Source organism: Streptomyces silaceus (assembly GCF_001419745.1).
Classification (GTDB): Bacteria; Actinomycetota; Actinomycetes; order Streptomycetales; family Streptomycetaceae; genus Streptomyces; species Streptomyces silaceus.
The window spans coordinates 1-26,311 of record NZ_LIRJ01000352.1 but is presented as its reverse complement, the minus strand read 5'-3'; the positions used below and the strand labels follow the sequence as shown (position 1 = coordinate 26,311).

The window sequence follows — 26,311 nt, the reverse complement described above, 5'->3', positions numbered from 1 at the left end:
CTCCTCGCGCTCGCCGGGCTCGGCCTGCTCGGCGCGGGAGCCGCCCCGGGCCTGAAATCCCTGGTCGCGGCGAGTTTCCTCGTCGGCGCCACCACCGTGATCGCCCCGATCGTGGCGCCCATGGCGGTGGGCCTGGTGCCCGCGGACCGGCGCGGCGCCGTCACCGGCGCGCTGCTCAGCGGCTCGATCGGCGGCATGCTCCTGTCCCGCGCCTTCGGCGGCAGCATCGGGGAGTGGCTGGGCTGGCGCGCCCCTTATCTGCTGACGGCGGCGGTCGCCCTGGTCATGGCGTGCGTCCTGGCGCGCGTGCTGCCGTCGACGACCGCGCCGACCCGGCAGCGCTATCCCTCGCTCGTCGCCGAGTCGCTCCGGCTGCTGCGCACCGAGCCGGAGCTGCGCCGCTCCGGCTTCTACCAGGCGATGATCTTCGGCGGGTTCTCCGCCCTGTGGACCGGCATGGCGCTGCTCCTGACCGGCCCCGAGTACGGCCTGGGCGCGTCGGCGATCGGCGCGCTGGCCCTGGTCAACGCGGGGACCATGCTCTGTACGCCGCTCGCGGGCCGCCAGGTGGACCGCCGGGGGCCCGACGCGGTCAACCTCGTCTGCCTCGTCGCGGTCCTCGTGGCGGCGGCGGTCCTCTTCCTCGGCGGCCTCGGCGGGGCGTGGGGCATCGCCGCCCTCGCGGTGGGCTCGCTGCTCCTGGACGTCGCCATGCAGTCGGGCTCGGTCGCCAGCCAGGTACGGATCTTCGCCCTGAGCGACGAGGCGCGGGCCCGGCTCAACACGGCGTACATGACGTGCGCCTACCTCGGCGGCAGCGTCGGGTCGTGGCTCGGGGTGCGGGCGTACGAGGCCTTCGGCTGGCCGGGGGTGTGCGGTCTCGTCGCGCTCCTGGCGGGCCTGGCACTGGCCCGGCACCTGCTGCACCTGCGCGCCCGCGCCGCCCGGTAGGCCGGGTCCGTCCTTCGGCGGGCCCCGGTCTCACGCCCCGGTGGCGACCAGCTCGTCCGCCGCGCTGTTGATCGGCTGGGGCGTGCCCGTGAGGTCCATGGTGAACAGCGGCATGGCCAGGGAGTCCGCGCAGGCGCGGGCCTCGGGCGTATAGCCGGACAGGGAGAAGTAGGCGCAGGTGACGGGGGTGTCGCCGGCGTCGTTCATGGCGGTCAGCCACAGGCACTCGACGTCGCGCAGCGTGGTGGGGCGCAGCGCGGGCTCGACCTGGGCGAGCAGGCCGCGCGCGGCGATGCGGGTGCCGGAGGTGGGGCGGCCCGCGGCGCTGCGGGTGTTGAGGTAGCCGAGCCAGCGCAGATAGAGGGCGGCCACGGTCACGGCGTCCCGCGCGTCGCGGATGGTCACCGGCCGGAAGGCGGGCCGCGGGCGCGGGGCGGTGCGGGGCAGCGGGATGTGCGCGGGCGGGGCCTGCGGGCGGTCCTCTCCGGTGCCGTCGGCCTCCGGCTCCCCGGCTCCCCGGCCGTGCGCGGACGGGTTTCCGGCCCTCGGCCCTCGGCCACGGGCATCCCCGCCGGCCGGTTCCCCCGCGGCCGTCTCTCTCGCCACGACCGGGATGCGCAGCGTCGTCCCGCAGGAGCAGCCCAGCTCCGGCTGGGGCCACTGGCCCTGGCGGCCGCAGGCCCAGCAGCGCACCGTCACCCACTGGTCCGCCCAGGTCGCGTCGGTGACCGGTACCGGCGCCGCGCCCCGCACCACCGTCGGGGCGACCGGGGCGCCGCACGCGCAGGGGGAGTGGGGCGGTGCGTACAGATGCTCGCGCCGGCAGTCCGGGCACCGTATCGGCACGCCACTCTCCGCCATCGTCGTCACCGCCCGCCGTACGCCGTACCGTCGCGCGCCTCGCTCACCGGGGTGCCGTCGACCCCTCGCGCCGTCCCCTCCCATCCTCCACCCAAGGCGTGCCCGGCGGCGGCAAGTTGCGACAACGGCCGCCGGGCGCTCCTCACCTCGGCCGGATCCCGGATGTCTCTTGACGGTCTCTGGCGCGCCCGCTTACATTGCTTCCATATAGCAGAACAAACTTTCCACAATGCGGAAACTGAAGCTCACCGCGGGGCGCGACGGGAGCCGAAACCGCCAGCCGTACTCGTCGGCCGTCACGGCCGCCGAAGCTGTCGAAGCCGTTGTCGAAGCAGGAGAACTCCCATGGCACGTATGACCGCTGCCCGCGCGGCAGTCGAGATCCTCAAGCGCGAAGGCGTCGTCAACGCGTTCGGAGTGCCGGGCGCCGCGATCAACCCCTTCTACAAGGCGCTCAAGGAGGGCGGTGGCATCGACCACACCCTCGCCCGCCACGTCGAGGGCGCCTCGCACATGGCCGAGGGCTACACCCGGACCAACCCGGGCAACATCGGTGTCTGCATCGGTACGTCCGGCCCCGCCGGCACCGACATGATCACCGGTCTGTACTCCGCGATCGGTGACTCCATCCCGATCCTGTGCATCACCGGGCAGGCGCCGAGCCACCTGCTCGCCAAGGAGGACTTCCAGGCCGTCGACATCGCGTCGATCGCCAAGCCGGTCACGAAGATGGCCGTCACCGTCCTGGAGGCCGCGCAGGTCCCCGGCGTCTTCCAGCAGGCCTTCCACCTGATGCGCTCGGGCCGTCCGGGCCCGGTCCTCATCGACCTGCCCATCGACGTCCAGCTGGCCGAGATCGAGTTCGACCCGGAGACGTACGAGCCGCTGCCGGTCTACAAGCCGGCCGCGACCCGCGCGCAGATCGAGAAGGCGATCGGCTTCCTCCTGGAGTCCGAGCGTCCGCTGATCATCGCGGGCGGCGGCATCATCAACGCCGACGCCTCCGACCTCCTGGTCGAGTTCGCCGAGATCACCGACACGCCGGTCGTGCCGACCCTGATGGGCTGGGGCACCATCCCCGACGACCACGACCTGAACGCCGGCATGGTGGGCCAGCAGACCGGCCACCGCTACGGCAACGCGACGTTCCTGGAGTCGGACTTCGTCCTCGGCATCGGCAACCGCTGGGCCAACCGTCACACCGGCTACAAGCTGGACGTCTACACGAAGGACCGCACGTTCGTCCACGTCGACATCGAGCCCACGCAGATCGGCAAGATCTTCGCCCCCGACTACGGCATCGCGTCGGACGCCAAGGCCGCGCTGGAGCTGTTCGTCGAGGTGGCGAAGGAGCTGAAGGCCGCGGGCAGGCTTCCCGACCGCTCGGAGTGGGTCGCCTCGCACCTGGAGCGCAAGTCCACGCTCCAGCGCCGCACGCACTTCGACGACGTCCCGATGAAGCCGCAGCGCGTCTACGAGGAGATGAACAAGGCCTTCGGCCCGGAGACGCGGTACGTCACCACCATCGGCCTCTCGCAGATCGCGGGCGCGCAGATGCTGCACGTCTACAAGCCGCGGCACTGGATCAACTGCGGCCAGGCGGGCCCGCTGGGCTGGACCATCCCGGCCGCGCTCGGCGTCTCGAAGGCCGACCCGGAGACCCCGGTCGTGGCCCTCTCCGGCGACTACGACTTCCAGTTCATGATCGAGGAGCTGGCGGTCGGCGCGCAGCACCGCATCCCGTACGTCCACGTCCTCGTCAACAACGCCTACCTCGGCCTGATCCGCCAGGCGCAGGCCGGCCTGGACATCAACTTCCAGGTCAACCTGGAGTTCGAGAACCAGAACTCCCCGGAGCTGGGCGTCTACGGCGTCGACCACGTCAAGGTCGCCGAGGGCCTCGGCTGCAAGGCGATCCGCGTCACCGAGCCGGACGAGCTGCTGCCGGCCTTCGAGCAGGCCAAGAAGCTCGCCGCGGAGCACCGCGTCCCGGTCGTCGTCGAGGCGATCCTGGAGCGCGTCACGAACATCGCGATGAGCAAGACGGCCGACATCTCGGACGTCACCGAGTTCGAGGAGATCGCCACGGAACCGGGCCACGCGCCCACGGCGATCCGCCCGCTGAAGGTCTGACACCACCCGCACCGAACAGGGGCGGTCCACCCGAGGGGGGGACCGCCCCTTCGGCGTGCGCGGGCTTCGCCGTGCGTGGGTGCCCTGGTGCCGGCGCGGGTGCACTGGACGTACCTACCTCTGACCCGTGGCGACGGCTCCCTTGAACCGTGGCGACGGTTCCCTGTACGCCGTGGAGTCCAGTGGGCCGTGGCTCTGAAGTGGTCCCTCGTCCCCTGGCCCTGAAGCGCTCCCTCGCCAGGTGCCCACCGCGACGCGTAGGTGCCCCAAGGCGTCGGTGCGCGGAGCCGTGGGGGAGCCGTACAGCCGCTGTACAGCCGGAGGCTCGGGGAGGGAGTCCGCCGTACAGCCGGAGGTGCCGGGGGAAGGGGCGGAGGAAGGGAAGAGGAGGGATCAAACCGCCCCGCACACAGAAGAGCGCCGAGTACGGGACCGTCCGTACTCGGCGCTCTGGCCTGGTGGGTGTGGAGTTGTTGCCGCCCGACGGCGCGCGACTGGCGGAACATGCATGCGCGCTGCCGGGCGGAGTCTGTGGGTCCTCCGGGGCGAGTGGAGGATGTCGGCTGGGACCGCGGCGGTCGCGACGGAACCGTCGGCTTCCTCCCTCAGGTCGAGAGGAGAGCCGTCGGACCTTTACCACCGCACTGGCTCGCGAAGCCGCCGCGGACCCGTGCCTGCCCGCTGTTCCACGGGACCACCCCTCATCCGGGTCCGTGGCGGTGCGGGCTCAGCACCGGTGAGTCGACCTCCCGTCAACCCACCGATGCAGCCTGGGAGTTACTGCTCGCTCAGTCCTCGCGCAGGGCGCGGACGGCCTCTTCGACGCGCTTGCCGTAGTCGGCGTCGGCGGCGTGGAAGTGGGCGAGGTTCTTCTCGATGACGTCGTCGCGGGAGACCTGCGACAGGCCGCCGGCGATGTTCGCCACCAGACGGGACTTCTCGTCCTCCGACATCAGGCGGTAGAGCTCGCCCGCCTGGAAGAAGTCGTCGTCCTTGGTGTGGGCCGGAGCCTCGTGCGTGCCGGTGTGGCCGTTGACCGCCAGCGGCGCCGACAGCGGCTTGCCGGTCTCGGCGGGGCCGTCGTACGAGTTGGGCTCGTAGTTCTTGCGGTCGCGGCCGTAGGCGTTGGTCGCCATCAGGCCGTCGCGGCCGTAGTTGTCGGCCTTGGCCGCCTTGGGGGCGTTGACCGCGAGCTGGGTGTGGTTGACGCCCAGGCGGTAGCGGTGCGCGTCCGCGTAGGCGAACAGGCGGCCCTGGAGCATCTTGTCGGGGGACGGACCGATGCCGGGGACGAAGTTGTTCGGGGAGAAGGCTGCCTGCTCCACCTCCGCGAACACGTTGTCCGGGTTGCGGTCGAGGACCAGGCGGCCCACGCGCTGCAGCGGGTAGTCCTTGTGCGGCCACACCTTGGTGAGGTCGAACGGGTTGAAGCGGTAGTCCGCCGCCTCCGCCGCGGGCATGATCTGCACGTGCAGGGTCCAGGACGGGTTCACGCCGCGCTCGATGGCCTGCAGGAGGTCCGTCTGGTGCGAGTTCGGGTCCTTGCCCGCGGTCTCGGCGCCCTGCTCGGCGGAGAGGCTGCGGATGCCCTGGTTCGTCTTGAAGTGGTACTTGACGAAGAAGGCCTCGCCCTGGGCGTTGGTCCACTGGTAGGTGTGGGAGCCATAGCCGTTCATGTGGCGGTACGAGGCGGGGATGCCGCGGTCGCCCATCAGCCAGGTGATCTGGTGCGTGGCCTCGGGGGCGTGCGCCCAGAAGTCCCAGACGTTGTCCGGCTCCTGCTTGCCCGTGAAGGGGTCGCGCTTCTGGGAGTGGATGAAGTCGGGGAACTTGATCGGGTCCTTGATGAAGAACACCGGGGTGTTGTTGCCGACGAGGTCGTAGTTGCCCTCTTCGGTGTAGAACTTCAGCGCGAAGCCGCGCGGGTCGCGGACGGCGTCCGCTCCGCCGAGGTTGTCCGCCACGGTGGAGAAGCGGAGGAAGACCTCGGTGCGCTTGCCGATCTCGCTGAGGAAGTCGGCGTGGGTGAAGCCGGTGACGTCGTCGGTCACCTCGAAGTAGCCGTACGCACCGGAGCCGCGGGCGTGGACGACGCGCTCCGGGATGCGCTCACGGTTGAAGCGGGCGAGCTTCTCCAGGAGGTGCTGGTCCTGGAGCAGGATCGGGCCACCGACGCCGGCGGTGGCGGAGTTCTGGTTGTCGGCGACGGGGGCGCCGGACTCGGTCGTAAGCACGCGCTTCGACATCGTGACCTTCCGTGCTGTGACTGCTGAGCTGCTGAGGTGTTCGGAGCGTATGGACCCCTGAACAGCTACGTCAACAGTTTGTTGAAGTTGATGATGTGGTTCCGGGCCGCGGCGACGCCTGGGCGCGACAGGACAGGTGTCAGCGCCGCCGCGGCCCGGAAGACTGGGTGCTCCGGGGCCCTCAGGGCCTCAGAGCTGGGCGCCGGAGAGACGCTCGACGGCGCGGAGCAGCGCCGAGTGGTCGAGGCCGCCGTCGCCCTGGGCGCGCAGCGAGGCGACCAGCTGGGCGACCACGGCGCCGACGGGCAGGGCGGCACCGACGTTGCGGGCGGCGTCGGTGACGATGCCCATGTCCTTGTGGTGCAGGTCGATCCGGAAGCCGGGCTTGAAGTCCCGGTTCAGGAAGTTGTCCTTCTTGCGGGTCAGCACGGTCGAACCCGCGAGCCCCCCGTTCAGGACGTCGAGCGCGGCCTGCAGGTTCACGCCGGACTTCTCCAGGAAGACCACGGCCTCGGCGCACGCCTGGATGTTGACGGCGACGATGAGCTGGTTGGCGGCCTTCACGGTCTGGCCCGAGCCGTGCGGACCGCACAGCACGATGGTCTTGCCGAGGGCGTCGAAGAGCGGCTTGGCCTCGTCGAAGTCCGCCTGCTCACCGCCGACCATGATGGAGAGCACGGCCTCGATGGCGCCGGCCTCGCCGCCGGACACCGGGGCGTCCAGGACGCGGATGCCCTTGTCCTTGGCGGCCTTGGCCAGGTCCACCGAGGTCTGCGGCGTGATCGACGACATGTCGATGAGCAGGGCGCCCGTTTTCGCGTTCTCCAGGATGCCCTCGGCACCGTACGCGATGGCCTCGACCTGCGGGGAGGCGGGCACCATCGTGATGACGACGTCGGCGTCCTTGACGGCCTCGGCGATGGACTTCGCGGCGGTGCCGCCGGCCGCGGCCAGACGGTCCAGCTTGTCCTGCTCCAGGGTGAAGCCGGTGACGGAGTAACCCGCCTTGATCAGGTTCTCGGACATGGGGGAGCCCATGATGCCGAGGCCGATCCACGCGATCTTGGGAAGGTTGCTCATGAGGGTGCCTCTCTAACTGCTTTCGTACGTCGGTGAGTTGGCGCTCAGCGCGCGGCGCGGGCCTCGGCGGGCAGCCAGTCGAAGGCCTCGGCGCTCGGACGGTCGCCCGCCTTGTACTCCAGGCCGACCCAGCCCTCGTAACCGGCCTTCTTGAGCTGGTCGAGGAGGCCCTCGAGGGGCAGCGAGCCGGTGCCGGGGGCGCCGCGGCCGGGGTTGTCGGCGATCTGCACGTGGCCGGTCCTGGCGACGTACTGCTCGATGGCCGAGGGGAGGTCCTCGCCGTTCATGGACAGGTGGTAGAGGTCCATGAGGAACTTCGCGTTGCCGAGTCCGGTCGCGGCGTTCACCTTGTCGACGATCTCGATCGCCTTGGGCGCGCTCACGATCGGGCAGAGCGGGGACTCCGGCTTGTTCAGCGCCTCGATCAGCAGGATCGCGCCGACGCGGTCGGCCTCGCGGGCGGCGAGCGCCAGGTTCTCCAGGGCGAGCGCGTCCTGGGCGGCCTCGTCGACGCCGTCCACGCGGTTGCCGTACAGCGCGTTCAGGGCCTTGCAGCCGAGCGACTGCGCGAAGTCCGCCGCCACCGAGAGGTTCGCACGGAACTTCTCGCTCTCCTCGCCGGGGATCGACAGGGCGCCGCGGTCGGGACCCGGCAGCTGCCCGGCGTAGAAGTTCAGCCCCACCAGCTGGACGCCGGCGTCCTCGATCGCCTTCTTCAGGGCGTCGAGCTCGGACTGCTCGGGGGTGGGGGCGTCGACCCAGGGCCACCACAGCTCGACCGCGGTGAAGCCCGCCTTCGCGGCGGCCGCGGGGCGCTCCAGGAGCGGGAGCTCGGTGAAGAGGATCGACAGGTTCACATTGAAGCGCTGGTCGGAGTATCCCATGGGGCTTCCGCGCTCCTTCCGTATTGCGGAAGTTCATTTCTGTCTGGTGGAAGACTGCCTCCGATCTGCGGAAGCTGTCAAGAGGGGGCTGCCGAAATTTCGCGTGGCCGGGCTAGGTTGGCCGCGTGCGATTGAGAGTGGAGTTCACGACCGAACCCTTCGACCTCGACGAGGCCCCGGCGCATGCGCTGGTCGCCCGTGAGGTCATTCAGGGGGCGCCGCTGGACGCGGTGGACGTAGGGCCGTTCGGCAACACGGCGGAGGGGGACGTCGACGCGGTGCTGACCGCGGTCGACGCCATGCTGCGCAAGTCCCTCGGGGCGGGTGCCACCCGGGTCTCGCTGCAGGTCAACGTGATCGGCGAACCGGGGCAGGCGCGGGAGCCGGGGGAGGGGGATAAGTGACCGTTTTCGGGGACGACCCGTTCGTCACCGCGGTGAAGCCGCTGGTGGACGCCATGGGCGGCGAGATGATGCCGCCGGACCAGGCCGGGGCCGACGACGTGGTCCTCGCCTGGGAGGGCGAGGACGTGGTGGCCGTACGGCTGCCGCAGCTCGCCGACTCCCTGGACCACATCCTGCTGGCCCTGGAGCGCAAGCAGGGCCGGCCGCTCTCCGAGCTCGACCGCAAGGCCAAACAGGAGGTCGTGCGCATATTGGAGGCGCGCGGGGCCTTCTCCGTGCGGCACGGCGTGGAGACGGTGGCGGGGGCCCTCGGGGTCAGCCGCTTCACCGTGTACAACTACCTGAACAGGGAGAACGCCGCGAAGGGCGAATAATCTCCCCGGTCGGGACGCCCCCGAGTCACGCTGCGCAGCCGAGCCGTCACCCGTATCGCCGGGTGGCGGCTTCTTTGTTCAAGTTATTTCAACAAACTGTTGACGCGGTGTTGTTGAAGGTCTTAGCTGTTCCGCAGCCCGTCCAGCACAAGGCCACGGAGGCTCCCGTGACTTCGAGTACACAGCGCTTTGTGGGGGAGGCCCCCACACCCCCCGCGGGCATCGCCCGGTTCAACGCCTTGGAGGAGGCCGCGGCCGCCGCCGCCCTCCACGAGGCATGTGCCTCTTCGGCCTGGGGAAGCAAGCTGCTTGCCCAGCGCCCCTTCACCACCGCCGACGCCCTCTTCGCCGCGAGCGACGCCGCCATGGCCGAGCTCACCGCGGACGACCTGGCGGAGGCGATGGCGGGGCACCCGCCGATCGGCCGCCCGAAGCCGGGAGACCCGACGTCCGCCCGCGAGCAGCGCGGGATGGCCGGGGCCTCCGAGGAACTCAAGGCCGAACTGCTCGAACTGAACCTGGCTTACCAGGAGAGGTTCGGACACGTCTTCCTCATCTGCGCCACCGGCGCCACGGCCGAGTTCATGCTCGGCCAGCTCAGGATCCGGATCGAGAACGACGCGGAGCGGGAGCGGGAGATCGTCCGCACCGAACTGGGCAAGATCAACCGCATCCGCCTCACCCGTCTCGTAGAAGAAGGAAGCGACGCATGAGCACCGACACCACCGCTTCGGTGTCCACCCACATCCTGGACACCAGCGTCGGACGCCCCGCCGAGGGCGTCGCCATCTCGCTGTCGGCCCGCGGCGGCGCCGGCGAGGAGTGGAAGGCGCTCGGCGGCAGTGCGACCGACGCGGACGGGCGCTGCAAGGACCTCCCGGCCCTGCCGGAGGGCACCACCCACGTACGTCTCGACTTCGAGACCGAGGCGTACTTCCTGACCAAGCAGAACAAGCAAGCCGAGGCGCAGCAGGACGCCCCCGCGAATCGGGACAGCGGTGCGACCGGAGCGTTCTTCCCGGAGGTGGCGATCACGTTCGCCGTCACGCCGGGCGAGCACTACCACGTACCGCTGCTGCTCAACCCGTTCGGCTACTCCGTTTACCGAGGGAGCTAGCAGACATGCCCACCATTCTGGGACAGAACCAGTACGGCAAGGCTGAGAACCGGGTCGTAAAGATCACGCGGGACGGCGACACCCACCACATCAAGGACCTGAACGTCTCCGTCGCCCTCTCCGGCGACCTGGACGACGTCCACTACAACGGTTCGAACGCCAACTGCCTGCCGACGGACACCACGAAGAACACCTGCTTCGCGTTCGCCAAGGAATACGGCATCGAGTCCGCCGAGCAGTACGGCATCCACCTCGCGCGGCACTTCGTGGACAGCCAGCCCTCGATCCACCGGGCGCGCATCCGCATCGAGGAGTACGCCTGGGAGCGCATCGGCGGCTCCGACAGCAACGCCAAGTTCATCGGCGCCGACGAGGTCAAGCACTCCTTCGTCCGCAAGGGCCAGGAGACGCGGCTCGCCCAGATCACCTACGACGGCGAGAAGTTCGAGGTCCTCTCGGGCCTGAAGGACCTCACCGTGATGAACTCCACGAACTCCGAGTTCTGGGGCTACATCAAGGACAAGTACACGACGCTCCAAGAGGACTACGACCGCATCCTCGCCACCTCCCTGTCCACCTGGTGGCGGCACAACTGGACCAGTGACGAGCAGCGCATGCCGAGCTGGGAGCGTTCGTACGAGCAGGCCAAGAAGCACATCCTGTACGCCTTCGTGGAGACGTACTCCCTCTCGCTCCAGCAGACGCTCTACCAAATGGGTTCGCGGGTCATCAACAACCGCAGCGAGATCGACGAGATCCGCTTCTCCGCGCCCAACAAGCACCACTTCCGTCAGGACCTCTCCGCCTTCGGCCTCGACAACGAGGCCAAGGACGGGGCCGTCTACTACGCCGCCGACCGTCCCTACGGCCTCATCGAGGCCACGATCCTGCGGGACGGCGTCGAGCCGAAGATCCCGGTCGACATGACCAACCTCTGACGCGGGACGCGCGCCCCCGCCCCACCGCAGTGGGCGGGGGCGCGCCACACCGGAGGGAACAGCAATGGCACAGCCTGCATCGGGGCCGGCAGAAGGCCCATGTTCCACCCCACCGATGAACAGTGACCGTTCCGACGGAGCGTCGACTCCCGGCTGTCACCCGGTGGATGAGAAGCTTCACCCCTCGCGGCTCGTCCCCGCCGCGCTCCAGCACATCGCCGCCATGTACGCGGGTGTCGTCACCCCTCCGCTCATCATCGGACAGGCCTGTGGCCTGGACACCGTGGCCCAGACCCGGCTCATCGCCGCCGGTCTGCTGATCGCCGGTCTCGCCACCATCCTGCAGACCCTCGGCGTCAAGGGATTCGTCGGCAACCGCCTGCCGTTCGTGAACGCCGCCTCCTCGGCGGGCATCGCACCCATCCTCGCCATCGCCGAGACCAACGCCAAGGGCGACCAACTCCCCGCGATCTACGGCGCGGTGATGGTCGCGGGCGTCTTCTGTCTCGCCATCGGACCCTTCTTCGGCAAGCTGCTCCGCTTCTTCCCGCCGCTGGTCACCGGGGTCGTCATCACCCTCATCGGCGTCACGCTGATGCCCGTGCCCGTGAAGTGGGCGCAGGGCGGCGACGACACCGACCCCACGTTCGGCGACATGAAGTACCTCGCGCTCGCCGCCTTCACGCTCGTCGTGATCCTGCTCTTCCAGCGCTTCGGACGCGGCTTCCTCAAGCAAGTCGCCCTGCTGGCAGGCATGTTCATCGGCACGCTCGCCGCGATCCCCTTCGGCATGGCGGACTTCACCTCCGTGCAGTCGGCGCCGCTGGCGGCCCTGCCCACGCCGTTCGCCGCGGGCGCGCCCACCTTCCAGCCCGCCGCGATCCTCTCGCTCTGCATCGTGATGCTGGTCCTGATGACCGAGTCGGCCGCCGGCATGCTCGCCCTCGGCGAGATCTGCGACCGCAAGACCGACGGGAAGACCATCACCCGCGGTCTGCGCACCGACGGCATCGCCACCCTCGTCGGCCCGGTCTTCGGCGGCTTCCCGACCTCCGCGTTCGCGCAGAACGTCGGCGTCGTCTCGCTGACCCGCGTCCGCAGCCGCTATGTCGTCGCCGTCGCGGGCGGAGCGCTCATCGTGCTCGGCGCCTTCCCGGTGCTCGGCGCGGTCGTCAACGTCGTCCCCATGCCGGTCCTCGGCGGCGCGGGCATCGTCCTCTTCGGCTCCATCGCGGTCAGCGGCATCCGTACGCTCTCCGAGGCCGGCCTGGACGACAGCTCCAACATCATCCTCGTGGCCGTGTCGCTGGGCGCGGGCATCATCCCGCTCGCCGCACCCACCTTCTACGCGGAGTTCCCCGCCTGGGCGCAGACCGTGCTCGGCTCCGGCATCAGCGCAGGCGCGCTCGTCGCGGTCCTGCTCAACCTGTTCTTCCACCATCTCGGCACCCGCGGCAGCGTCGACGCCGCCGCGGCACTCAAATCCTCCTAGGGTCCTGCCGTGCCCAATCGCCACTCACGAATTGAAGGAAGCACCATGGCACCTTCTTCGGCAGACCGCATCGTCATCGAGAACGTCGCCATCGCGACGGTCGACGCCCACGACACCGAGTACGCCTCGGGGTACATCGTCGTCGCGGGCAACAGGATCGAGTCCATCGGCGCGGGCAAGGCGCCCGAGGGCCTGGAGAACGTCGTGCGCCGCGTCGACGGCACCGGCCACCTCGCCACGCCCGGCCTCGTCAACACGCACCACCACTTCTACCAGTGGATCACCCGGGGTCTGGCCACCGACCACAACCTCTTCAACTGGCTGGTGGCGCTGTACCCGACGTGGGCGCGCATCGACGAGCAGATGACGTACGCGGCGGCGCAGGGCTCGCTGGCGATGATGGCCCGCGGCGGTGTCACCACCGCCATGGACCACCACTACGTCTTCCCGCGGGGCTCCGGGGACCTCTCCGGCTCGATCATCCGTGCCGCCTCCGAGATGGGCGTCCGCTTCACCCTGGCCCGCGGTTCGATGGACCGCAGCGAGAAGGACGGCGGCCTGCCGCCGGACTTCGCCGTCGAGACCCTGGAGGGCGCGCTCGCCGCCACCGAGGAGACCGTCAAGAAGCACCACGACGCCTCCTTCGACGCGATGACGCAGGTGGCCGTCGCCCCCTGCTCGCCGTTCTCCGTCTCCACCGAACTCATGCAGCAGGGCGCCGAGTTGGCCCGCCGTCTCGGCGTACGCCTGCACACCCACGGCAGCGAGACGGTCGAGGAGGAGAAGTTCTGCCACGAGCTCTTCGGCAAGGGCCCGACCGAGTACTTCGAGTCGACCGGCTGGCTCGGCGAGGACGTGTGGATGGCGCACTGCGTCCACATGAACGACGCCGACATCGCCGCGTTCGCCCGCACCGGCACCGGCGTCGCGCACTGCCCGTCCTCCAACGCCCGCCTCGCCGCCGGCATCGCCCGCGTCCCCGACATGCTCCGGGCGGGCGTCCCCGTCGGCCTCGGCGTCGACGGCACCGCGTCCAACGAGTCCGGCGAGCTCCACACCGAGCTGCGCAACGCCCTGCTCATCAACCGTCTCGGCGCCCACCGCGAGGCCGCGCTCAACGCCCGCCAGGCCCTGCGCCTCGGCACCTACGGCGGCGCGCAGGTCCTCGGCCGGGCCACGCAGATCGGCTCCCTGGAGGCCGGCAAGCTCGCCGACCTCGTGCTCTGGAAGATCGACGGCATCGGGCACGCCTCGATCGCCGACCCGGTGACCGCGATCGTCTTCGGCGCGGCGGCCCCGGTCACCCTCTCCCTCGTCAACGGCGAGCCGGTCGTCGAGAACGGCCGTCTGCTGCGCGCCGACGAGGACGCCATCGCCCGCTCCACGCGGGACGAGGCGCAGCGCCTCGCGCGGATCGCCGCCGAGGCCTGACACCTGGATCTCCGGTCGGGGGGGACGGCCCCCGACCGGACTTGAGCAGCCGAGCGGGCTGCTCAAGTGCCGCCCCGGAACGCGGCCCAAAGCCTCGCGTTCCCGGGGCGGTCAGCACTACCTGGGCGCAACACCACCGGCCACGCCGGTACCTCTCAGCACCACCCACAACTTCACATCGAGCAAGCCCTTGCACCACGCACCACCTCCCAGAAGCGAAAAGTGCCGGCCGCGGGCCGGTTCTGGAAAACAACAGGAGGAGCCACAGTGGCCACCAAGCCCAGGTTCACCAAGCAAGGCACCACCAAGGCCCCGGAGTCCGACGAGGGGTCCATACACCCGGTCGACGAGAAACTCCCACCACTGAAGATGGCGACCACGGGCCTCCAGCACGTGGCCGCCATGTACGCGGGCGTCGTCGCCCCGCCCCTGATCGTCGGCGCGGCCATCGGTCTGTCCGCCAAGGAGCTCACGTTCCTGACCGGCGCCTGTCTGTTCACCGCCGGACTCGCGACCTTCCTGCAGACCCTCGGCATCTGGAAGATCGGCGCCCGGCTGCCCTTCGTCAACGGCGTCACCTTCGCCGGTGTCGCGCCCATGCTCGCGGTCGTCGACTCGACCAAGGACAAGGACGACGCGCTGCCGATCATCTTCGGCGCGGTGATCGTCGCGGGCATCCTCGGCTTCATCGCCGCCCCGTTCTTCTCGAAGATGGTGCGGTTCTTCCCGCCGGTCGTCACCGGCACCGTCATCACCCTCATCGGCATCTCGCTGATGCCCGTCGCCTTCGGCTGGGCCCAGGGGCCCGCGCCGGACGCCGACGACTACGGCTCGACGAAGAACCTCGCCCTCGCCGGCATCACGCTGGTCATCGTGCTCCTGCTGCGCCGCTTCACCACCGGCTTCGTCAAGCAGATCGCGGTCCTGCTCGGCCTGGTCATCGGCACGCTCGTCGCGATCCCCTTCGGCGTCACGGACTTCAGCCCGGTCGGCGACGCGGACATCGTCGGCTTCCCGACGCCGTTCCACTTCGGTGCCCCGCAGTTCGCGGCCGCCGCGATCGTCTCGCTCTGCGTCGTCATGGTCGTCTCCATGACCGAGTCCACCGCGGACATGCTGGCGCTCGGTGAGATCGTGGGCCGCCCCGCCGACGAGAAGACCATCGCCGCCGGTCTGCGCGCCGACACCCTCGGCTCCGCGATCAGCCCGATCTTCAACGGCTTCATGTGCAGCGCGTTCGCCCAGAACATCGGCCTCGTCGCGATGACGAAGATCCGCAGCCGCTATGTGGTCGCCGCGGGGGGCGGCTTCCTGGTCCTGATGGGTCTGTGCCCGATGGCCGCCTCGCTGATCGCGGTCGTGCCGCGCCCGGTGCTCGGCGGCGCGGGCGTGGTGCTCTTCGGCTCGGTCGCCGCGAGCGGCATCCAGACGCTGGTCAAGGCGAACCTGGAGCGCGACAACAACGTCCTGATCGTGGCCGTCTCGCTGGCCGTGGGCCTCATCCCGATCGCGGCGCCGGAGTTCTACCACGCGTTCCCGGAGACCGCGAAGATCATCCTCGACTCGGGCATCTCGACGGGCTGCGTGGCGGCCGTGCTCCTGAACCTGGTCTTCAACCACATCGGCAGGGGACGCGACGACGACGACGTCACGGCGCCGATGGAGCCGGGCGGCGAGATCGCCGAGACGCGGGTGCCGGGGCAGGCGGTCGCGCACTGACCGACCGGGTCACCGGCCACGGGCCCACCTGGTCACCCGGCCACCACGGCACTCCTGCGGCCCCTCGCGCGGCATCCGACCGCGCGAGGGGCCGCCCTCGCGTCCTGCGGGCCGTCAGCCGTCGAAGGGGGCCCTCAGCCGTCGACGTCCATGGCGTCGCCCTGGGCCGCCGCGCCCCCGCGCGGGATGACCTTGATGACCTTGCCGTTCTTGTCGCACAGCTCCGCGCGGAGGATGTGGCCGGGCTGGATGCCCTTCCAGAAGATGACCTCCTGCTGCTGGACGAAGGACGTGGTGCCCAGCGTGTCCACCAGGTCGATCCCGCCGGGGGCGTCGATCACATAGCGGTAGCCGCTGCCGTCCGGCTGGCGCGCCCAGTCGGGCACGTAGCCGCCCGGGGAGCGGGTGGTGCTGACGAAACCGGTCTTCTGCAGCAGCTTCTGGTAGTGCCGCAGGCTCGCCGGCAGCTTCTCGTTCCAGGGCTTGAACCCGGTGCCGAGGATCTGGTCGGGCGTCCTGCCGTCCCAGCGGTACAGCAGCTCGCTGTCCTTGCGGTAGCGCAGCGGCGGCACGTCACGCCCCTGCTTCCTGTCCTCGCGCATCGACTTCACCTTGGCCGGGTCGATGCCGTACGTGCTCTCGCCGAAGCCCGCCGCGGGCTGGGGCGTCGGTGTGGTCGAGCGCGGGTGGGTGTCCCGCTCGGCCATGAAGGTGGGGTAGTCGTACTCGTTCGCCTCGGAGTCGTAGCCCCCGTCCGAGATCTCCTCGGCGTCGGAGAAGTCCCGCTTGTCGACGTCCATGGCGTCCGGACCGCCCGCCCGCTGGACGGGCGTGCTGCCGGTCACCGCCCGCTGCACCGCGGGCTGTTCGCCTTGGCGGAGCGTCTGGACGACGGCGGCGTTGCCCGCGGAGCCCTGGAGGGCGAGGAGCCGTTGCAGCGGGGTGTCGGCCTCCGCCGTGGCTCTGCGGGCCGCGGCTCGTGACGTCGCGGTGTCGGTCGTCCTGGCGTGCTCGTGTTCGCGCAACGGGGGCTCCTCGGTGACAGAGGCACCCAGTCTTGCCGGTGGGCAGGTGTCGGGGCCAGAAGCGGAAGGGCAGCCTCAAGTGCCCGAACGGGCAGGTGGATGCGGTCGCGGCGGTCGATGTGGAGGGCTCCGGGGTCTTCCGCAGCCGGGGTGCGCTGTCGTAACGTCGTGGCGCCGCCGATCGCATGGCGGAAGTTACTTTCCAGTCGGTTACGTCTGCTCTGTTCCGCGTCTCATGAACTCCCACGGAACAGGGGCGACTTCCGGCGTCACGCAACGGAAGAAGCGCCACCCATGAGTTCTGGAACGAAGTCCGCCGACGCGCGCGCGGACGCCCCCGAAGTCCACCCGGTCGACGAGGTCCTGCCGCCGGGCCGCATGCTCGTCGCGAGCCTCCAGCACGTCGCCTCCATGTACGCGGGCGCGGTCTCCGTCCCGCTGGTGGTCGCCGTCGCGGCGAAGATGTCCCCGGGCGACACGGCCGTACTCATGGGCGGCAGCCTCCTGATGGCGGGCATCGCGACCCTGCTGCAGACCCTCGGCATCGGCACCTTCATCGGCTCGCGGCTGCCGTTCGTCAACGGCGTCTCGTTCGCGGGCGTCGGCGTCATGCTGACGATCATCACCACGCAGGGCGGCGTCGAGGCCGGCATGCCGGTCGTCTTCGGCGCGATCATCGTGTCGAGCCTCTTCGGGTTCCTGGTCAGTTCCTATTTCTCGCGGCTCGTCCGCTTCTTCCCGCCCGTCGTCACGGGCTCGGTCATCACCCTCATCGGCGTCTCGCTCATCCCCGTCGCGTACGACTGGATCGTCGACGACTCCACGACCGGCACGCCGGAACCGAAGAGCATCGGCCTGGCGGGCGCCACCGTCCTGATGATGCTGCTGCTCCAGCGGTTCACGCGCGGCTTCCTCAAGCAGATCAGCATGCTCTTCGCGATGATCTTCGGCACGCTGCTCGCGATACCGATGGGCCTCGCCGACTTCTCGAAGCTGGACGGCGCCGACCCGGTCGGCATCCCCTCGCCGCTGCACTTCGGCGCCCCGGAGTTCAACCTCCCCGCGATCATCTCGATGTGCGTCGTGATGCTGGTGATCCTCACCGAGTCGACCGCCGACATGATCGCCCTCGGCAAGATCGTCGAGAAGGACGTCGACGAGAAGACCATCGCCCGCGGGCTGCGCGCCGACGCCCTCGGCTCCGCGCTCAGCCCCCTCTTCAACGCCTTCCACGCCAGCGCGTTCGCCCAGAACATCGGCCTGGTCGTGATCTCCAAGGTGCGCAGCCGCTTCGTCGTCGCGCTCAGCGGCGCGATCCTCGTCCTGATCGGCCTCAGCCCGGCCGCGGCGGCGCTCATCTCCGTCGTCCCCATGCCGGTCCTCGCCGCCGTCAGCCTCTTCCTCTTCGGCTCCATCGCGGTCAGCGGCATCCAGACCCTGCTCCAGGCCGACCTCCACCGCGGCGACAACGCCCTCATCGTGGTCGTCACCCTCGGCGCGGGCCTCGCCCCGGCCCTCTCGGACGGCTTCTACGCCGCGTTCCCCGACTGGGCCCAGATCGTCCTCGGCTCCGGCATCTCGACGGGCTGCATCCTCGCGGTGGCCCTGAACCTGGTCTTCAACCACCTGGGTACGAAGGCGGGTTCGGCTCCCGGCGCGCCCCCCGCGGAGCCGGAATCCGCGGGCACGCACTGACGTCCCCGGGCCGGACCGTCCGGCCCCGGCGTACGACGTTCATGCGTTGCGAACACTGTGCGCACCTGTGTACGGTGTTCGCAACGTGGGCGCGTCGGGCGCTCCGTCAGGGGAGGCGTCATGACGAAGAGCGGAAGCCGGAACGGGAAGGCCGATCAGGGCGGGGGGCTGTCCGCGTCGCGCCTGGGCAGGATGCGCGAGGTGCTCGCCGGGCATGTCGACTCCGGGGCGATTCCCGGCCTCGTCGCGCTGGTCGGCCGCCGTGGTGAGGCGCACGTCGAGGCGCTCGGCACCCATGAGGCGGGCGGCGCGGGCACGCCGATGCGCCGCGACACCATCTTCCGCATGGCGTCCGTGACCAAGCCCGTCACGGCGGCCGCCGTGATGATCCTCGTCGAGGAGTGCCGGCTGCGGCTCGACGACCCGGTCGAGGCGCTGGCTCTACAACACCGGATCCGACGTGCTCGGCGTGCTCGTCTCGCGGGTCACGGGCCAGTCGTTCGGGGCGTTCCTGCGGGAACGGGTCTTCGGTCCGCTGGGCATGCGTGACACCGGCTTCCACGTACCCGCCGACAAGCTCCACCGCCTGCCCACGAGTTACGCCCACGACCAGGAGACCGGCGAGCTGGAGGTGTGGGACGAGGCGGCCGGCGGGCGCTACAGCCGGCCCCCGAAGTTCGAGTCGGGCGGCACCGGCCTGGTGTCGACCGTCGACGACTTCAACGCCTTCTACCAGATGCTCCTGAACAAGGGGACCTACGGCGGCGAGCGCATCCTCTCCCGCCCCTCCGTCGAGCTGATGACGACGAATCACCTCACCCCGGAGCAGGCCGCGGAGAAGAACAGTCTTCCCGAATACTTCGGCGCGCACGGCGGCTTCGGCTTCGGCATGGCGGTCCGCACCCACCGGCGCGACCTCGCGTCCGTCGGCCAGTTCGGCTGGGACGGCGGCCTCGGCACCACCGCGTACGCCGATCCGGCCGAGGGGCTCACCGGGATCCTCCTGTCCCAGACGGCGATCGACACCCTCGACACCCCGCGTCTGCACCAGGACTTCTGGACGACGGCGTACCAGGCGATCGACGACTAGGCGGGTGCCGACGCGTCATGCCGTCGGCCCGCTGCGGCGCGGCACCGATGAATTCGGCGGGCCGCCGCGGTCTGTCCTCCTGGTAACAGCACGCGCATACGCGAGGAGTGACGTGATCATCATCGCCGGGAAGCTGTGGGTGGAGGCCGGTGCGCGCGAGGCGTACCTGGCCGGGTGCGTGAAGGTCGTGGAAGAGGCGCGCGCCGCCGCCGGGTGCCTGGACTACGCCCTGTCGGCGGACGTGACCGACCCGGACCGGATCAACGTGTACGAGCGGTGGGAGACGGACCAGGATCTCGCGCGCTTCCGTGGTGCGGGTCCCGAGCCCGAGCAGGCCGCTCGGATCCGCGACGCCGAGGTGAGCAAGTACCGGATCTCCGGCATCGACGCGCCGTAGGGGAGGGCCCGGCGGCAGGGCGTCGACGTCGACGTCGGATTCATGCCAGACCGGGACGGGCCTCCGCTGCTGGAATCGGGCCATGTCCTCGCCCGCACCCACCACCAAGGCCCCACGCCCCGGCACCGCACCCGAGGCCGAGGCCGGGGCCCGCCCGGCCCTCGTCTCCTGGCTCGCCGTCCTCTCCCTCGCCCTGGGGATCTTCTCGATCGTCACCACCGAGATCCTCCCCATCGGCCTGCTCACCCCCATCGGCGACACCTTCGCCACCTCGGACGGCACGTCCGGGCTGATGATGATGCTGCCGGGCCTGCTCGCAGCCGTCGCCGCCCCGGCCGTGACGGTCACGACCGCACGCGTCGACCGGCGCCGCATGCTCTGCCTCCTGATGGCGGTGCTCGCCCTCGCGAACTTCCTCGCCGCGTGGGCGCCCGCCTACTGGCTGATGATGGTCTCCCGCGTCCTCGTCGGCTTCGTCATCGGCGCGTTCTGGTCCATCGGCGTGGGGCTCGCGTCCCGCCTGGTGCCGCCGGAGCGGACGGGCCGCGCGACCGCCCTGATCTTCTCCGCCGTCCCCCTCGGCTCCGTGCTGGGCGTGCCCGCCGGTACGCTGCTGGCCCAACTGGCGGGCTGGCGCACGGTGTTCGTCGCGATGGGGATCCTCACGCTGGCGGTCCTGGCCGCTCTCCTCCTGACGCTGCCGCCGCTGCCGCCCCGGCAGGTCACCGGGCTCACCGTGCTCCGCGACCTGCTCCGCACGCCCCGCGTCCGGGCCGGTCTCGCCGTGACGTTCCTGATCGTGACGGCGCACTTCGGTACGTACACGTACGTCACCCCGTTCCTGGCGGAGGTGACGCACGCGGGCCCCGGGCTCGTCACCGCGTTCCTGCTCGCGTACGGAGGCGCGGGCATCGTCGGCAACTTCCTCGCGGGAGCGTGGGCCGGGCGGACCCTGCGGACCACCTTCGCGGTGGCGGCGGCGCTCCTCGCCACGGCGGCACTGCTCCTGCCGCTCCTGGGCGCGAGCCGTTCCGCGGCGCTCGTGCTGCTCCTGGTGTGGGGCCTCGCGTACGGCGCGGTGCCGGTCTGCTCGCAGACGTGGTTCGCGACGGCCGCGCCGGACGCCCCCGAGGCGGCGTCCGTCCTGTTCACGTCGTCGTTCCAGGCGACGCTGTCGGCCGGGGCGCTGGCGGGCGGAACGGTCGTGGACGCGACGTCGGTGTCCACGGTGATGGTCCTCGGCGGAATCACGGCGGCCCTGGCGGCGCTGTGCATCGCGGCATCGGGGAAGAGCCGTTCCCGCAGGCCGACTTGAGGAACGGGCCCCGACCGCCCCCGGGGCCCTGGCTCGGATCAGGGCGCGTCGTACCAGGAGTACGCGGCGATCCGCCAGCCCTGCGGGGTGCGGACGAACTGGAAGGTCTGGGAGCCGCCGCCCTCGAACGGCTCGCCGTCCAGGACGCCGGACTTGCCGTACGTACCGAAGCGCGAGGCGATGTCGCCCACGATGTCGGTGCGTTCGGCGGTCTCCCACTCGCTGAACTCGGCGAGGCGCCCGCCGGACAGCAGCGCCTCGCGGGGCGCGATGAACTCTTCGACGGTGTACGCCGCGTAGTCGGGGCCGGTCTTGCAGATCACGCCGCCCGGCACCACCAGGTCACGGAGGCGGTCAAGCCCGGCGGCCCGGCCGCCCCGCGTGTCGAGGGTGCCGAAGAACTCGGCGGTCAGTGCGTCGATCTCGGCCTTGGACATGCGGGGACAGTAACACCCGGGCCTTCGCGTCCCGCTACTCCCCGCACACCCGGGCCGAGTTGACGGACCCGCCGCCGTTCTCGTCGTCCGTGCCGAGGACGGCGGTACGGGTGCCGGGCACGCACTCCACGGCCTCGATCTTGTGGCCCTTGAACGTCCGCAGGACGTCGGGGGACGTGTCGACGGAGAGCCGCACCGCGCCCGAGCGGCTCACCGAGACCTTCCCCGCGTCGAGGACCGCCGAGTCGAAGGGGCCGTCGTCGCCCGCGTCCGACGCCGAGCCGACCAGCAGGCGGCCCGTCTCCGTGACGGAGAGGTCGGAGGCGTGCCGGACGTCCCCGGTCGGGTAGGGCGCGCGGAAGCGGGCGGTGGTGACCGGGCCGAAGTCGGCCTCGCCGTACGTGTTGAAGGAGAACGGCGCCGCGTGCACGGTCGCGGGGCGGTCCTTGCCCGCGCCCCGGTCGGCCCAGACGGCCGCGAGCCTGCCGTGCCGGGAGGTGAGCGCGAAGCTCTCGTAGTCGTCGCCGTCGGCGATCGCGGGCAGCGGGGAGGTGTCCAGGACCTGTGCCTCGGAGCCCGTCACCTTCAGGCGGTAGACGAGGCCGCGGCTCGCGAGCGCCACGTACTCGTCGGTGGCGCCCGGCACCGCCTCGATCGCCTCCAGGTCGACCGGCTCGCCGCCGCCCGCCCAGGCGAGCGGCTCGACGACGGCGGAGCTGCCGGGGCGGTAGGTGAGGTCGGCGACGCGGTTCTGGCCGGGCTCCTTGTTGTCGCGTACGACGAGGGCGTGGGTGGCGCCGTCCGCGCGGGAGGCCAGGGCGAGGCCGCTGATGCCGGAGGTGATGTCGTCACCGGCGCGCTGCCACCCGTCCGCGGCCCGCGGTCCGCCGTCACCGGCCGCGTGCGGGGCCGCCGCGGCGCCCGGGGCGACGAGAGCGGCGACGACGACGGGGGTCAGCACGGCCGTACGAAGGAACATGGGGATCTCTCACCTCGGTGCAGGTTGACGCGCGTAGACGGGGAGTTGGCGGGGACCGTATCCATGTCGGCCTGTGAGTGGCAAGAGGGGTGCACGAGTGCGCGGGGCGCCGACGGCGCCCCGCGCGATGGAACCGCCCCGGACCGGGGCGACGACTACCCGATGTGGTACGGGTCCCCGTAGACCTTCCAGTCCAGCGGGGTGTTGAGACCGAGGTTCCCCTTCTTCAGGAAGACCCGCTGCGCGGTGTCGACCCGGCTGGTGTCCTCGTGCGCCTCCTCCTGCTTCATCGCCCAGACGCGCGCGTCGAGGAAGGCGTTCAGGTACGCCACCTCGTCGCCGCCCTGCGCCGGCGGCTTGGCCGAACGCAGCGCGCGCTTGCGGATGTTGCGGAAGCTGGTGGAGTCGCCGCCGTCGCCGTGCATGACGATCGCGTCGTAGTAGCAGAACTGGCCGAGGACGCCGATGCCGTCCGCCTTGCCCTGCTTGACCGCCGGGTTGAAGTAGACGCGGTCGCGCTCGTCGTTCTGCGCCTTGCGGAACTCCGCGTCGGTGTCGGCCGCCCGCTCCCAGTCGGGCTTGAACGTCGGGTCGAGCCCTTCGTGCGAGTCGGTGCCGTCGACCTCGCGCAGCGCGGGGAGGTACTTGGCGAGGATGTTGCCCGGCTTGCGCTGGGTGTACAGCTCGACCAGGTCGAGCATGTCGCCGGTGCCGGAACAGAAGCCGATGATGCCCGCGGTGTAGCCGCGGCCGTCGTCGATGTCCTCGCAGTATCGATACTGCTTCTTCCATTCCAGCGAGGAGTTCTCCGCGCTGCAGACGATCTGCATCGCGATCTCCTTCTTCGCCGGGTCGTCGAGCCCGCCGGCCCTGACCCCGGAGGAGGTCTGGGTCGCGGTGGCGGTCTGCGTGGCGAGGAGCGGTCCGGCCACGGCGGCGGCGCCCATGAAGGCGAGCAGCTTGCGGCGCGAGGTGTGCAGGGTGCGCGGGGGTATGTGGGGGGTCTCCACGAGGGCCTCCAGAAGGGGGAGTTCATCGTTCCGCGTTCTGTTAGGAAGGTTTCCTACCAGAGATTCGGCATGACGTATACCCGTCAAGACGCAATCCGTCGGCGGCGGGGAATGGCCGGACCTCACCCTGGCCCCCGGTCCCACCCGTCCGTACGCTCCCCTCGCTCACGCAATCCGCTCCAGGCACCCGCAATGCGTTCCACGCACGACCGGCACTTCTCCCACCCCCCTCCTCCGCAATGGAACGGAGAATCATGGCTGGTGCACTGCTGCTGGGCGGCGCCGTCGCGGCGCTGTTCGGAACGACTCTCCCCGCGCACGACGCGACCGCGATCCTGCAGCCTCCCCCCGACAAGATCGTGATCGAGGTCGCCACGGTGAACGGCTCCGGCTGCCCCCTGGGCACCGCCGCCATCGCCGTCTCCGAGGACAACACGGCGTTCACGGTCACCTACAGCGACTACATCGCCAAGGCGGGCGGCAACGCGGACCCCACCGCGTTCCGCAGGAACTGCCAGCTCAACCTCGTCGTCCACGTCCCCCAGGGCTTCACGTACGCGATCGCCAGCGCGGACTACCGCGGCTACGCCTCCCTCCAAGCCGGCGCCAAGGGCACGGAGAAGGCGTCGTACTACTTCCAGGGCTCGCCCAACACGGCGTCCATCAGCCATGAGTTCAAGGGCGCCTACAACGACAACTGGCAGGCCACCGACACCACGGACTGGGCCCAGCTGGTCTGGGCGCCGTGCGGGGTGCAACGCAACTTCAACATCAACACGGAGCTGCGGCTCGACGCGGGGACCTCGGATCCCACGAAGACGAGCTTCATGACGATGGACTCCACGGACGGTGACATCAGCACGATCTACCACCTCGCGTGGAAGGAGTGCCCGCGCGCCTGAACGGCGGCGGCGCCCCCACGCGGTGGGGGCGCCGCATCCTCTACGAGGCGCTCAGCTTGCCCCGCACCTCGGTCGCGATCCTGTGCACGTCACCGGTCGGCTCGCTCGCCAACCGCCCCGGATCACGGATCCAGCGCTCCTCCACCGCGAACCAGTCGATCTCCTGCGGCTCGCGACCCTCCGTGAGTGCGGCCCGCAGCTCCTTGAAGTACCGCGCCCAGCGCAGCCGGTAGAGCCCGCCGACCAGCCCGGCCCACTCGCGGTTGGCGTAGTCGCGCAGCCCGGCGTCCGCGCCGGACCGATTGCCCCACACGGTCACCAACGACAGCTGGTCGTAGGCGAGGTGCTCCCGCTCCTCGGCTCCCGCGCCCCACGATCGGGCGTCGGCGACCCAATGCCCCAACAGGTGCCGCGAGTCGGTCGCGACGAGCCGTTCGAGCAGATCCATCAGCTCCAGCCAGTCGCGGGTGAGCCGGTCGAACCGCGAGACATCCCCGTCCTCGTACGCCTCCTTGATGCGGGGCAGCAGGACGCGGCTGCGGTTGGAGAGGGCCTGGCGCCCGACGTCGAGGAGATCACGCCGATAGGCGGAAGATCCCCGCAAGCCCTGCCGCACGGCGAGCAGTTCACCCAGCGCGGGCTCGAACTCACTCGCCTCGTACCGCATCTTCTTCGGGGACCAGGCGGCGGCAGAGGTCGCCGCGAGGTCGGGCCGGGCCCCGAAGAGGCCGTCGGCGCCTTCGGCCCACTCGTCCGAGCGGTCGGTGCCGTAGGCGGTGCGGCGCAGGATGTCCCAGGCGGCAGCGGCATGAGGGTCACGTCCCCCGTACCGGGCAACCGCCCATTCGCCGAACCACGCCTCCAGATCCAACTCGCCTGTCCGCCAGGCGAGTTCGGAGAAGAGGGCGAAGGCGGCCGGATTGTTGTCGGCGGCCTCGGGCATGAGCGAAATGCCGCGCAGGGCGCTCCCGTCCTTGGTGCGCCAGGCCTCGAACAAGGCGGCCCAGTCGGGTGTGTTGGCGCCAAGGACGGTGTGACCGCCGAAGTTCCAGATGGAGCCGAAGGTGTACGGGGTGGAGCCCCAGTCGGACTCGCGGTCGGTGATGTTCGGGAACCGGTCGGAGAGCCCGTCGACGACGAGCATTTTCGACTTGTCGACGGCGTCGGTGATGGCCTTGGGCGGGTTGTGCTGCCAGCCGAGGATGACCCAGGTCGCGCCCGGACGGGCGGTCCGCAGAGCCTTCTCGACACCCTTGGCGGCATCGCCGACGGGTACGTCGCCGGGCTTTCCGCCCTCGTGGAGCAGGTCCATCTTGTACATCGTGGTCGGGCCGAACAGGGCGTCCTGGGCGCGGTAGAACGCGGCGGCCACGCGTGCGAAGTGGCCGGTGCGCGGATCCAGCCAGTCCGGTCGCGCGAATCCCACCCAGTCGCCCTGCGGGACGGTTCTCGCGCCCGGGTTCCGCTCCTCGAAGCCGGGCGGCACGGTACCGAAGTAGCCGGGCAGGACGGGCGTCATGCCCAGCTCGCGCAGCCGGTCGCAGATGCGGCGGCCCAGGCGGGCGCGGGCGTCGAGGAGCTGACGGGAGACGGGGTGCGGGAAGGCGGACATGTTCTGCAGGAGCCACCAGGGCTGGTGGGCGGGCGCGGGGATCCAGGCGCGCAGTTCCTCGTCCGTGTACCCGAACTCCTGGAAGGCGCGGTGGTAGACGGCGTCGGCGCCGGCGTAGACGAGGACCTCGTTGTACCCGTGGAGGGCGAGGACGTCGATCTCGCGCTGCCAGTAGTCCCAGTCGTGATACGCGCCGGTGTAGCCGTCGTTGGTGTCGTT

Annotated in this window: 25 protein-coding genes; 16 read left to right on the top strand and 9 right to left on the bottom strand. The window is 70.5% G+C overall.

Annotation, left to right across the window (positions count from 1 at the left end):
- The coding region (locus AOK22_RS28975; protein WP_055701680.1) for an MFS transporter at positions 1-951 on the top strand (951 nt) is incomplete at its 5' end.
- 30 nt (positions 952-981) lie between these two features.
- Here AOK22_RS28975 and AOK22_RS28970 read toward each other — a convergent pair.
- Positions 982-1,812, bottom strand: a complete 831-nt coding sequence (locus AOK22_RS28970; RefSeq protein WP_055701682.1) for a hypothetical protein — start codon at positions 1,810-1,812, stop codon at positions 982-984.
- Positions 1,813-2,166: 354 nt separating this feature from the next.
- On the opposite strand from AOK22_RS28970, the gene gcl reads away from it, so the two are divergent.
- A complete protein-coding gene (gene gcl / locus AOK22_RS28965; protein ID WP_055701679.1) occupies positions 2,167-3,945 on the top strand; it encodes a glyoxylate carboligase in 1,779 nt (592 codons plus the stop codon).
- Positions 3,946-4,733: 788 nt separating this feature from the next.
- On the opposite strand, the gene AOK22_RS28960 is transcribed toward gcl, so the two are convergent.
- The 3 genes from AOK22_RS28960 to AOK22_RS28950 all read right to left on the bottom strand — a co-directional run bounded on the left by AOK22_RS28960 (position 4,734) and on the right by AOK22_RS28950 (position 8,155).
- Positions 4,734-6,191 (bottom strand): catalase, encoded by a 1,458-nt coding sequence (locus AOK22_RS28960; protein WP_055701678.1) that lies wholly within the window; start codon positions 6,189-6,191, stop codon positions 4,734-4,736.
- Between the two features lie 189 nt (positions 6,192-6,380).
- Positions 6,381-7,271, bottom strand: a complete 891-nt coding sequence (locus tag AOK22_RS28955) for a 2-hydroxy-3-oxopropionate reductase (RefSeq protein WP_055701677.1) — start codon at positions 7,269-7,271, stop codon at positions 6,381-6,383.
- 44 nt (positions 7,272-7,315) lie between these two features.
- Positions 7,316-8,155, bottom strand: coding sequence for a TIM barrel protein (locus AOK22_RS28950; RefSeq protein ID WP_055701676.1), 840 nt, complete (start codon positions 8,153-8,155; stop codon positions 7,316-7,318).
- 125 nt (positions 8,156-8,280) lie between these two features.
- Between AOK22_RS28950 and AOK22_RS28945 the strand changes: the two genes are divergently transcribed.
- From AOK22_RS28945 to AOK22_RS28910, 8 genes are all read left to right on the top strand, one after another.
- Positions 8,281-8,559 carry a YkoF family thiamine-binding protein gene (locus AOK22_RS28945; protein WP_055701675.1) on the top strand — a complete coding sequence of 93 codons (279 nt, stop codon included), beginning with the start codon at positions 8,281-8,283 and terminating at the stop codon, positions 8,557-8,559.
- On the top strand, positions 8,556-8,933 hold the full coding sequence (locus AOK22_RS28940) for a helix-turn-helix domain-containing protein (protein ID WP_055701674.1): 378 nt from the start codon (positions 8,556-8,558) through the stop codon (positions 8,931-8,933). The genes AOK22_RS28945 and AOK22_RS28940 overlap by 4 nt, the downstream gene beginning before the upstream one ends.
- 167 nt (positions 8,934-9,100) lie before the next feature.
- Positions 9,101-9,646, top strand: coding sequence for a 2-oxo-4-hydroxy-4-carboxy-5-ureidoimidazoline decarboxylase (gene uraD / locus AOK22_RS28935; protein WP_237773292.1), 546 nt, complete (start codon positions 9,101-9,103; stop codon positions 9,644-9,646).
- Positions 9,643-10,050, top strand: coding sequence for a hydroxyisourate hydrolase (gene uraH, locus AOK22_RS28930; RefSeq protein ID WP_055701672.1), 408 nt, complete (start codon positions 9,643-9,645; stop codon positions 10,048-10,050). The genes uraD and uraH overlap by 4 nt, the downstream gene beginning before the upstream one ends.
- 5 nt (positions 10,051-10,055) lie before the next feature.
- On the top strand, positions 10,056-10,988 hold the full coding sequence (gene pucL / locus AOK22_RS28925; protein ID WP_055701671.1) for a factor-independent urate hydroxylase: 933 nt from the start codon (positions 10,056-10,058) through the stop codon (positions 10,986-10,988).
- Between the two features lie 64 nt (positions 10,989-11,052).
- Positions 11,053-12,480, top strand: a complete 1,428-nt coding sequence (locus AOK22_RS28920; protein WP_055701670.1) for a nucleobase:cation symporter-2 family protein — start codon at positions 11,053-11,055, stop codon at positions 12,478-12,480.
- A gap of 45 nt (positions 12,481-12,525) precedes the next feature.
- A complete protein-coding gene (locus AOK22_RS28915; protein ID WP_055701669.1) occupies positions 12,526-13,911 on the top strand; it encodes an 8-oxoguanine deaminase in 1,386 nt (461 codons plus the stop codon).
- 267 nt (positions 13,912-14,178) lie between these two features.
- Entirely contained in the window at positions 14,179-15,630 is a 1,452-nt protein-coding gene (locus AOK22_RS28910; RefSeq protein WP_055701668.1) for a nucleobase:cation symporter-2 family protein, read from the top strand.
- A gap of 134 nt (positions 15,631-15,764) precedes the next feature.
- Here the strand turns inward: AOK22_RS28910 and AOK22_RS28905 are convergent, their stop codons facing one another.
- Positions 15,765-16,655, bottom strand: coding sequence for a scabin-related ADP-ribosyltransferase (locus AOK22_RS28905; protein WP_055701667.1), 891 nt, complete (start codon positions 16,653-16,655; stop codon positions 15,765-15,767).
- 294 nt (positions 16,656-16,949) lie between these two features.
- On the opposite strand from AOK22_RS28905, the gene AOK22_RS28900 reads away from it, so the two are divergent.
- From AOK22_RS28900 to AOK22_RS28885, 5 genes are all read left to right on the top strand, one after another.
- The gene (locus AOK22_RS28900; RefSeq protein ID WP_055701666.1) at positions 16,950-18,350 is read left to right on the top strand and encodes a nucleobase:cation symporter-2 family protein; all 1,401 of its coding nucleotides are present in this window, start codon (positions 16,950-16,952) and stop codon (positions 18,348-18,350) included.
- A 192-nt stretch (positions 18,351-18,542) separates the two neighbouring features.
- Positions 18,543-18,899: a serine hydrolase domain-containing protein gene (locus tag AOK22_RS44055; RefSeq protein WP_425264078.1), complete on the top strand. Its 357-nt coding sequence runs from the start codon at positions 18,543-18,545 to the stop codon at positions 18,897-18,899.
- Positions 18,811-19,440 (top strand): serine hydrolase domain-containing protein, encoded by a 630-nt coding sequence (locus AOK22_RS28895; RefSeq protein ID WP_425264077.1) that lies wholly within the window; start codon positions 18,811-18,813, stop codon positions 19,438-19,440. Before AOK22_RS44055 ends, AOK22_RS28895 begins: the two co-directional genes overlap by 89 nt.
- Positions 19,441-19,552: 112 nt before the next feature.
- A complete protein-coding gene (locus AOK22_RS28890; RefSeq protein WP_055701665.1) occupies positions 19,553-19,837 on the top strand; it encodes a putative quinol monooxygenase in 285 nt (94 codons plus the stop codon).
- 82 nt (positions 19,838-19,919) lie between these two features.
- Entirely contained in the window at positions 19,920-21,152 is a 1,233-nt protein-coding gene (locus tag AOK22_RS28885) for an MFS transporter (protein WP_079036888.1), read from the top strand.
- A gap of 38 nt (positions 21,153-21,190) precedes the next feature.
- Here AOK22_RS28885 and AOK22_RS28880 read toward each other — a convergent pair whose 3' ends face one another.
- The 3 genes from AOK22_RS28880 to AOK22_RS28870 form a co-directional block, all read right to left on the bottom strand.
- On the bottom strand, positions 21,191-21,589 hold the full coding sequence (locus tag AOK22_RS28880; RefSeq protein ID WP_055701664.1) for a DUF4440 domain-containing protein: 399 nt from the start codon (positions 21,587-21,589) through the stop codon (positions 21,191-21,193).
- 34 nt (positions 21,590-21,623) lie between these two features.
- Positions 21,624-22,568: a hypothetical protein gene (locus AOK22_RS28875; RefSeq protein ID WP_055701663.1), complete on the bottom strand. Its 945-nt coding sequence runs from the start codon at positions 22,566-22,568 to the stop codon at positions 21,624-21,626.
- Between the two features lie 155 nt (positions 22,569-22,723).
- The gene (locus tag AOK22_RS28870; protein ID WP_055701662.1) at positions 22,724-23,578 is read right to left on the bottom strand and encodes a chitosanase; all 855 of its coding nucleotides are present in this window, start codon (positions 23,576-23,578) and stop codon (positions 22,724-22,726) included.
- A gap of 254 nt (positions 23,579-23,832) precedes the next feature.
- Here AOK22_RS28870 and AOK22_RS28865 point away from each other — a divergent pair, with 254 nt between their 5' ends.
- Positions 23,833-24,480 (top strand): DUF4360 domain-containing protein, encoded by a 648-nt coding sequence (locus AOK22_RS28865; protein WP_055701661.1) that lies wholly within the window; start codon positions 23,833-23,835, stop codon positions 24,478-24,480.
- A 40-nt stretch (positions 24,481-24,520) separates the two neighbouring features.
- Here AOK22_RS28865 and AOK22_RS28860 read toward each other — a convergent pair.
- A partial coding sequence (locus tag AOK22_RS28860; protein WP_055701660.1) for an alpha-N-acetylglucosaminidase occupies positions 24,521-26,311 on the bottom strand: 1,791 nt, incomplete at its 5' end.

Bases quoted from the DNA above. Each gene is read 5' to 3' on its own strand.
- AOK22_RS28865 (WP_055701661.1), top strand. From the start codon at position 23,833: ATGGCTGGTGCACTGCTGCTGGGCGGCGCCGTCGCGGCGCTGTTCGGA.
- AOK22_RS28955 (WP_055701677.1), bottom strand. From the start codon at position 7,271: ATGAGCAACCTTCCCAAGATCGCGTGGATCGGCCTCGGCATCATGGGC.
- gcl (WP_055701679.1), top strand. From the start codon at position 2,167: ATGACCGCTGCCCGCGCGGCAGTCGAGATCCTCAAGCGCGAAGGCGTC.
- AOK22_RS28880 (WP_055701664.1), bottom strand. From the start codon at position 21,589: ATGTCCAAGGCCGAGATCGACGCACTGACCGCCGAGTTCTTCGGCACC.
- AOK22_RS28875 (WP_055701663.1), bottom strand. From the start codon at position 22,568: ATGTTCCTTCGTACGGCCGTGCTGACCCCCGTCGTCGTCGCCGCTCTC.
- uraH (WP_055701672.1), top strand. From the start codon at position 9,643: ATGAGCACCGACACCACCGCTTCGGTGTCCACCCACATCCTGGACACC.
- AOK22_RS44055 (WP_425264078.1), top strand. From the start codon at position 18,543: ATGCGCGAGGTGCTCGCCGGGCATGTCGACTCCGGGGCGATTCCCGGC.
- AOK22_RS28970 (WP_055701682.1), bottom strand. From the start codon at position 1,812: ATGGCGGAGAGTGGCGTGCCGATACGGTGCCCGGACTGCCGGCGCGAG.
- AOK22_RS28885 (WP_079036888.1), top strand. From the start codon at position 19,920: ATGTCCTCGCCCGCACCCACCACCAAGGCCCCACGCCCCGGCACCGCA.
- AOK22_RS28920 (WP_055701670.1), top strand. From the start codon at position 11,053: ATGGCACAGCCTGCATCGGGGCCGGCAGAAGGCCCATGTTCCACCCCA.
- AOK22_RS28915 (WP_055701669.1), top strand. From the start codon at position 12,526: ATGGCACCTTCTTCGGCAGACCGCATCGTCATCGAGAACGTCGCCATC.
- AOK22_RS28960 (WP_055701678.1), bottom strand. From the start codon at position 6,191: ATGTCGAAGCGCGTGCTTACGACCGAGTCCGGCGCCCCCGTCGCCGAC.
- pucL (WP_055701671.1), top strand. From the start codon at position 10,056: ATGCCCACCATTCTGGGACAGAACCAGTACGGCAAGGCTGAGAACCGG.
- AOK22_RS28900 (WP_055701666.1), top strand. From the start codon at position 16,950: ATGAGTTCTGGAACGAAGTCCGCCGACGCGCGCGCGGACGCCCCCGAA.
- AOK22_RS28950 (WP_055701676.1), bottom strand. From the start codon at position 8,155: ATGGGATACTCCGACCAGCGCTTCAATGTGAACCTGTCGATCCTCTTC.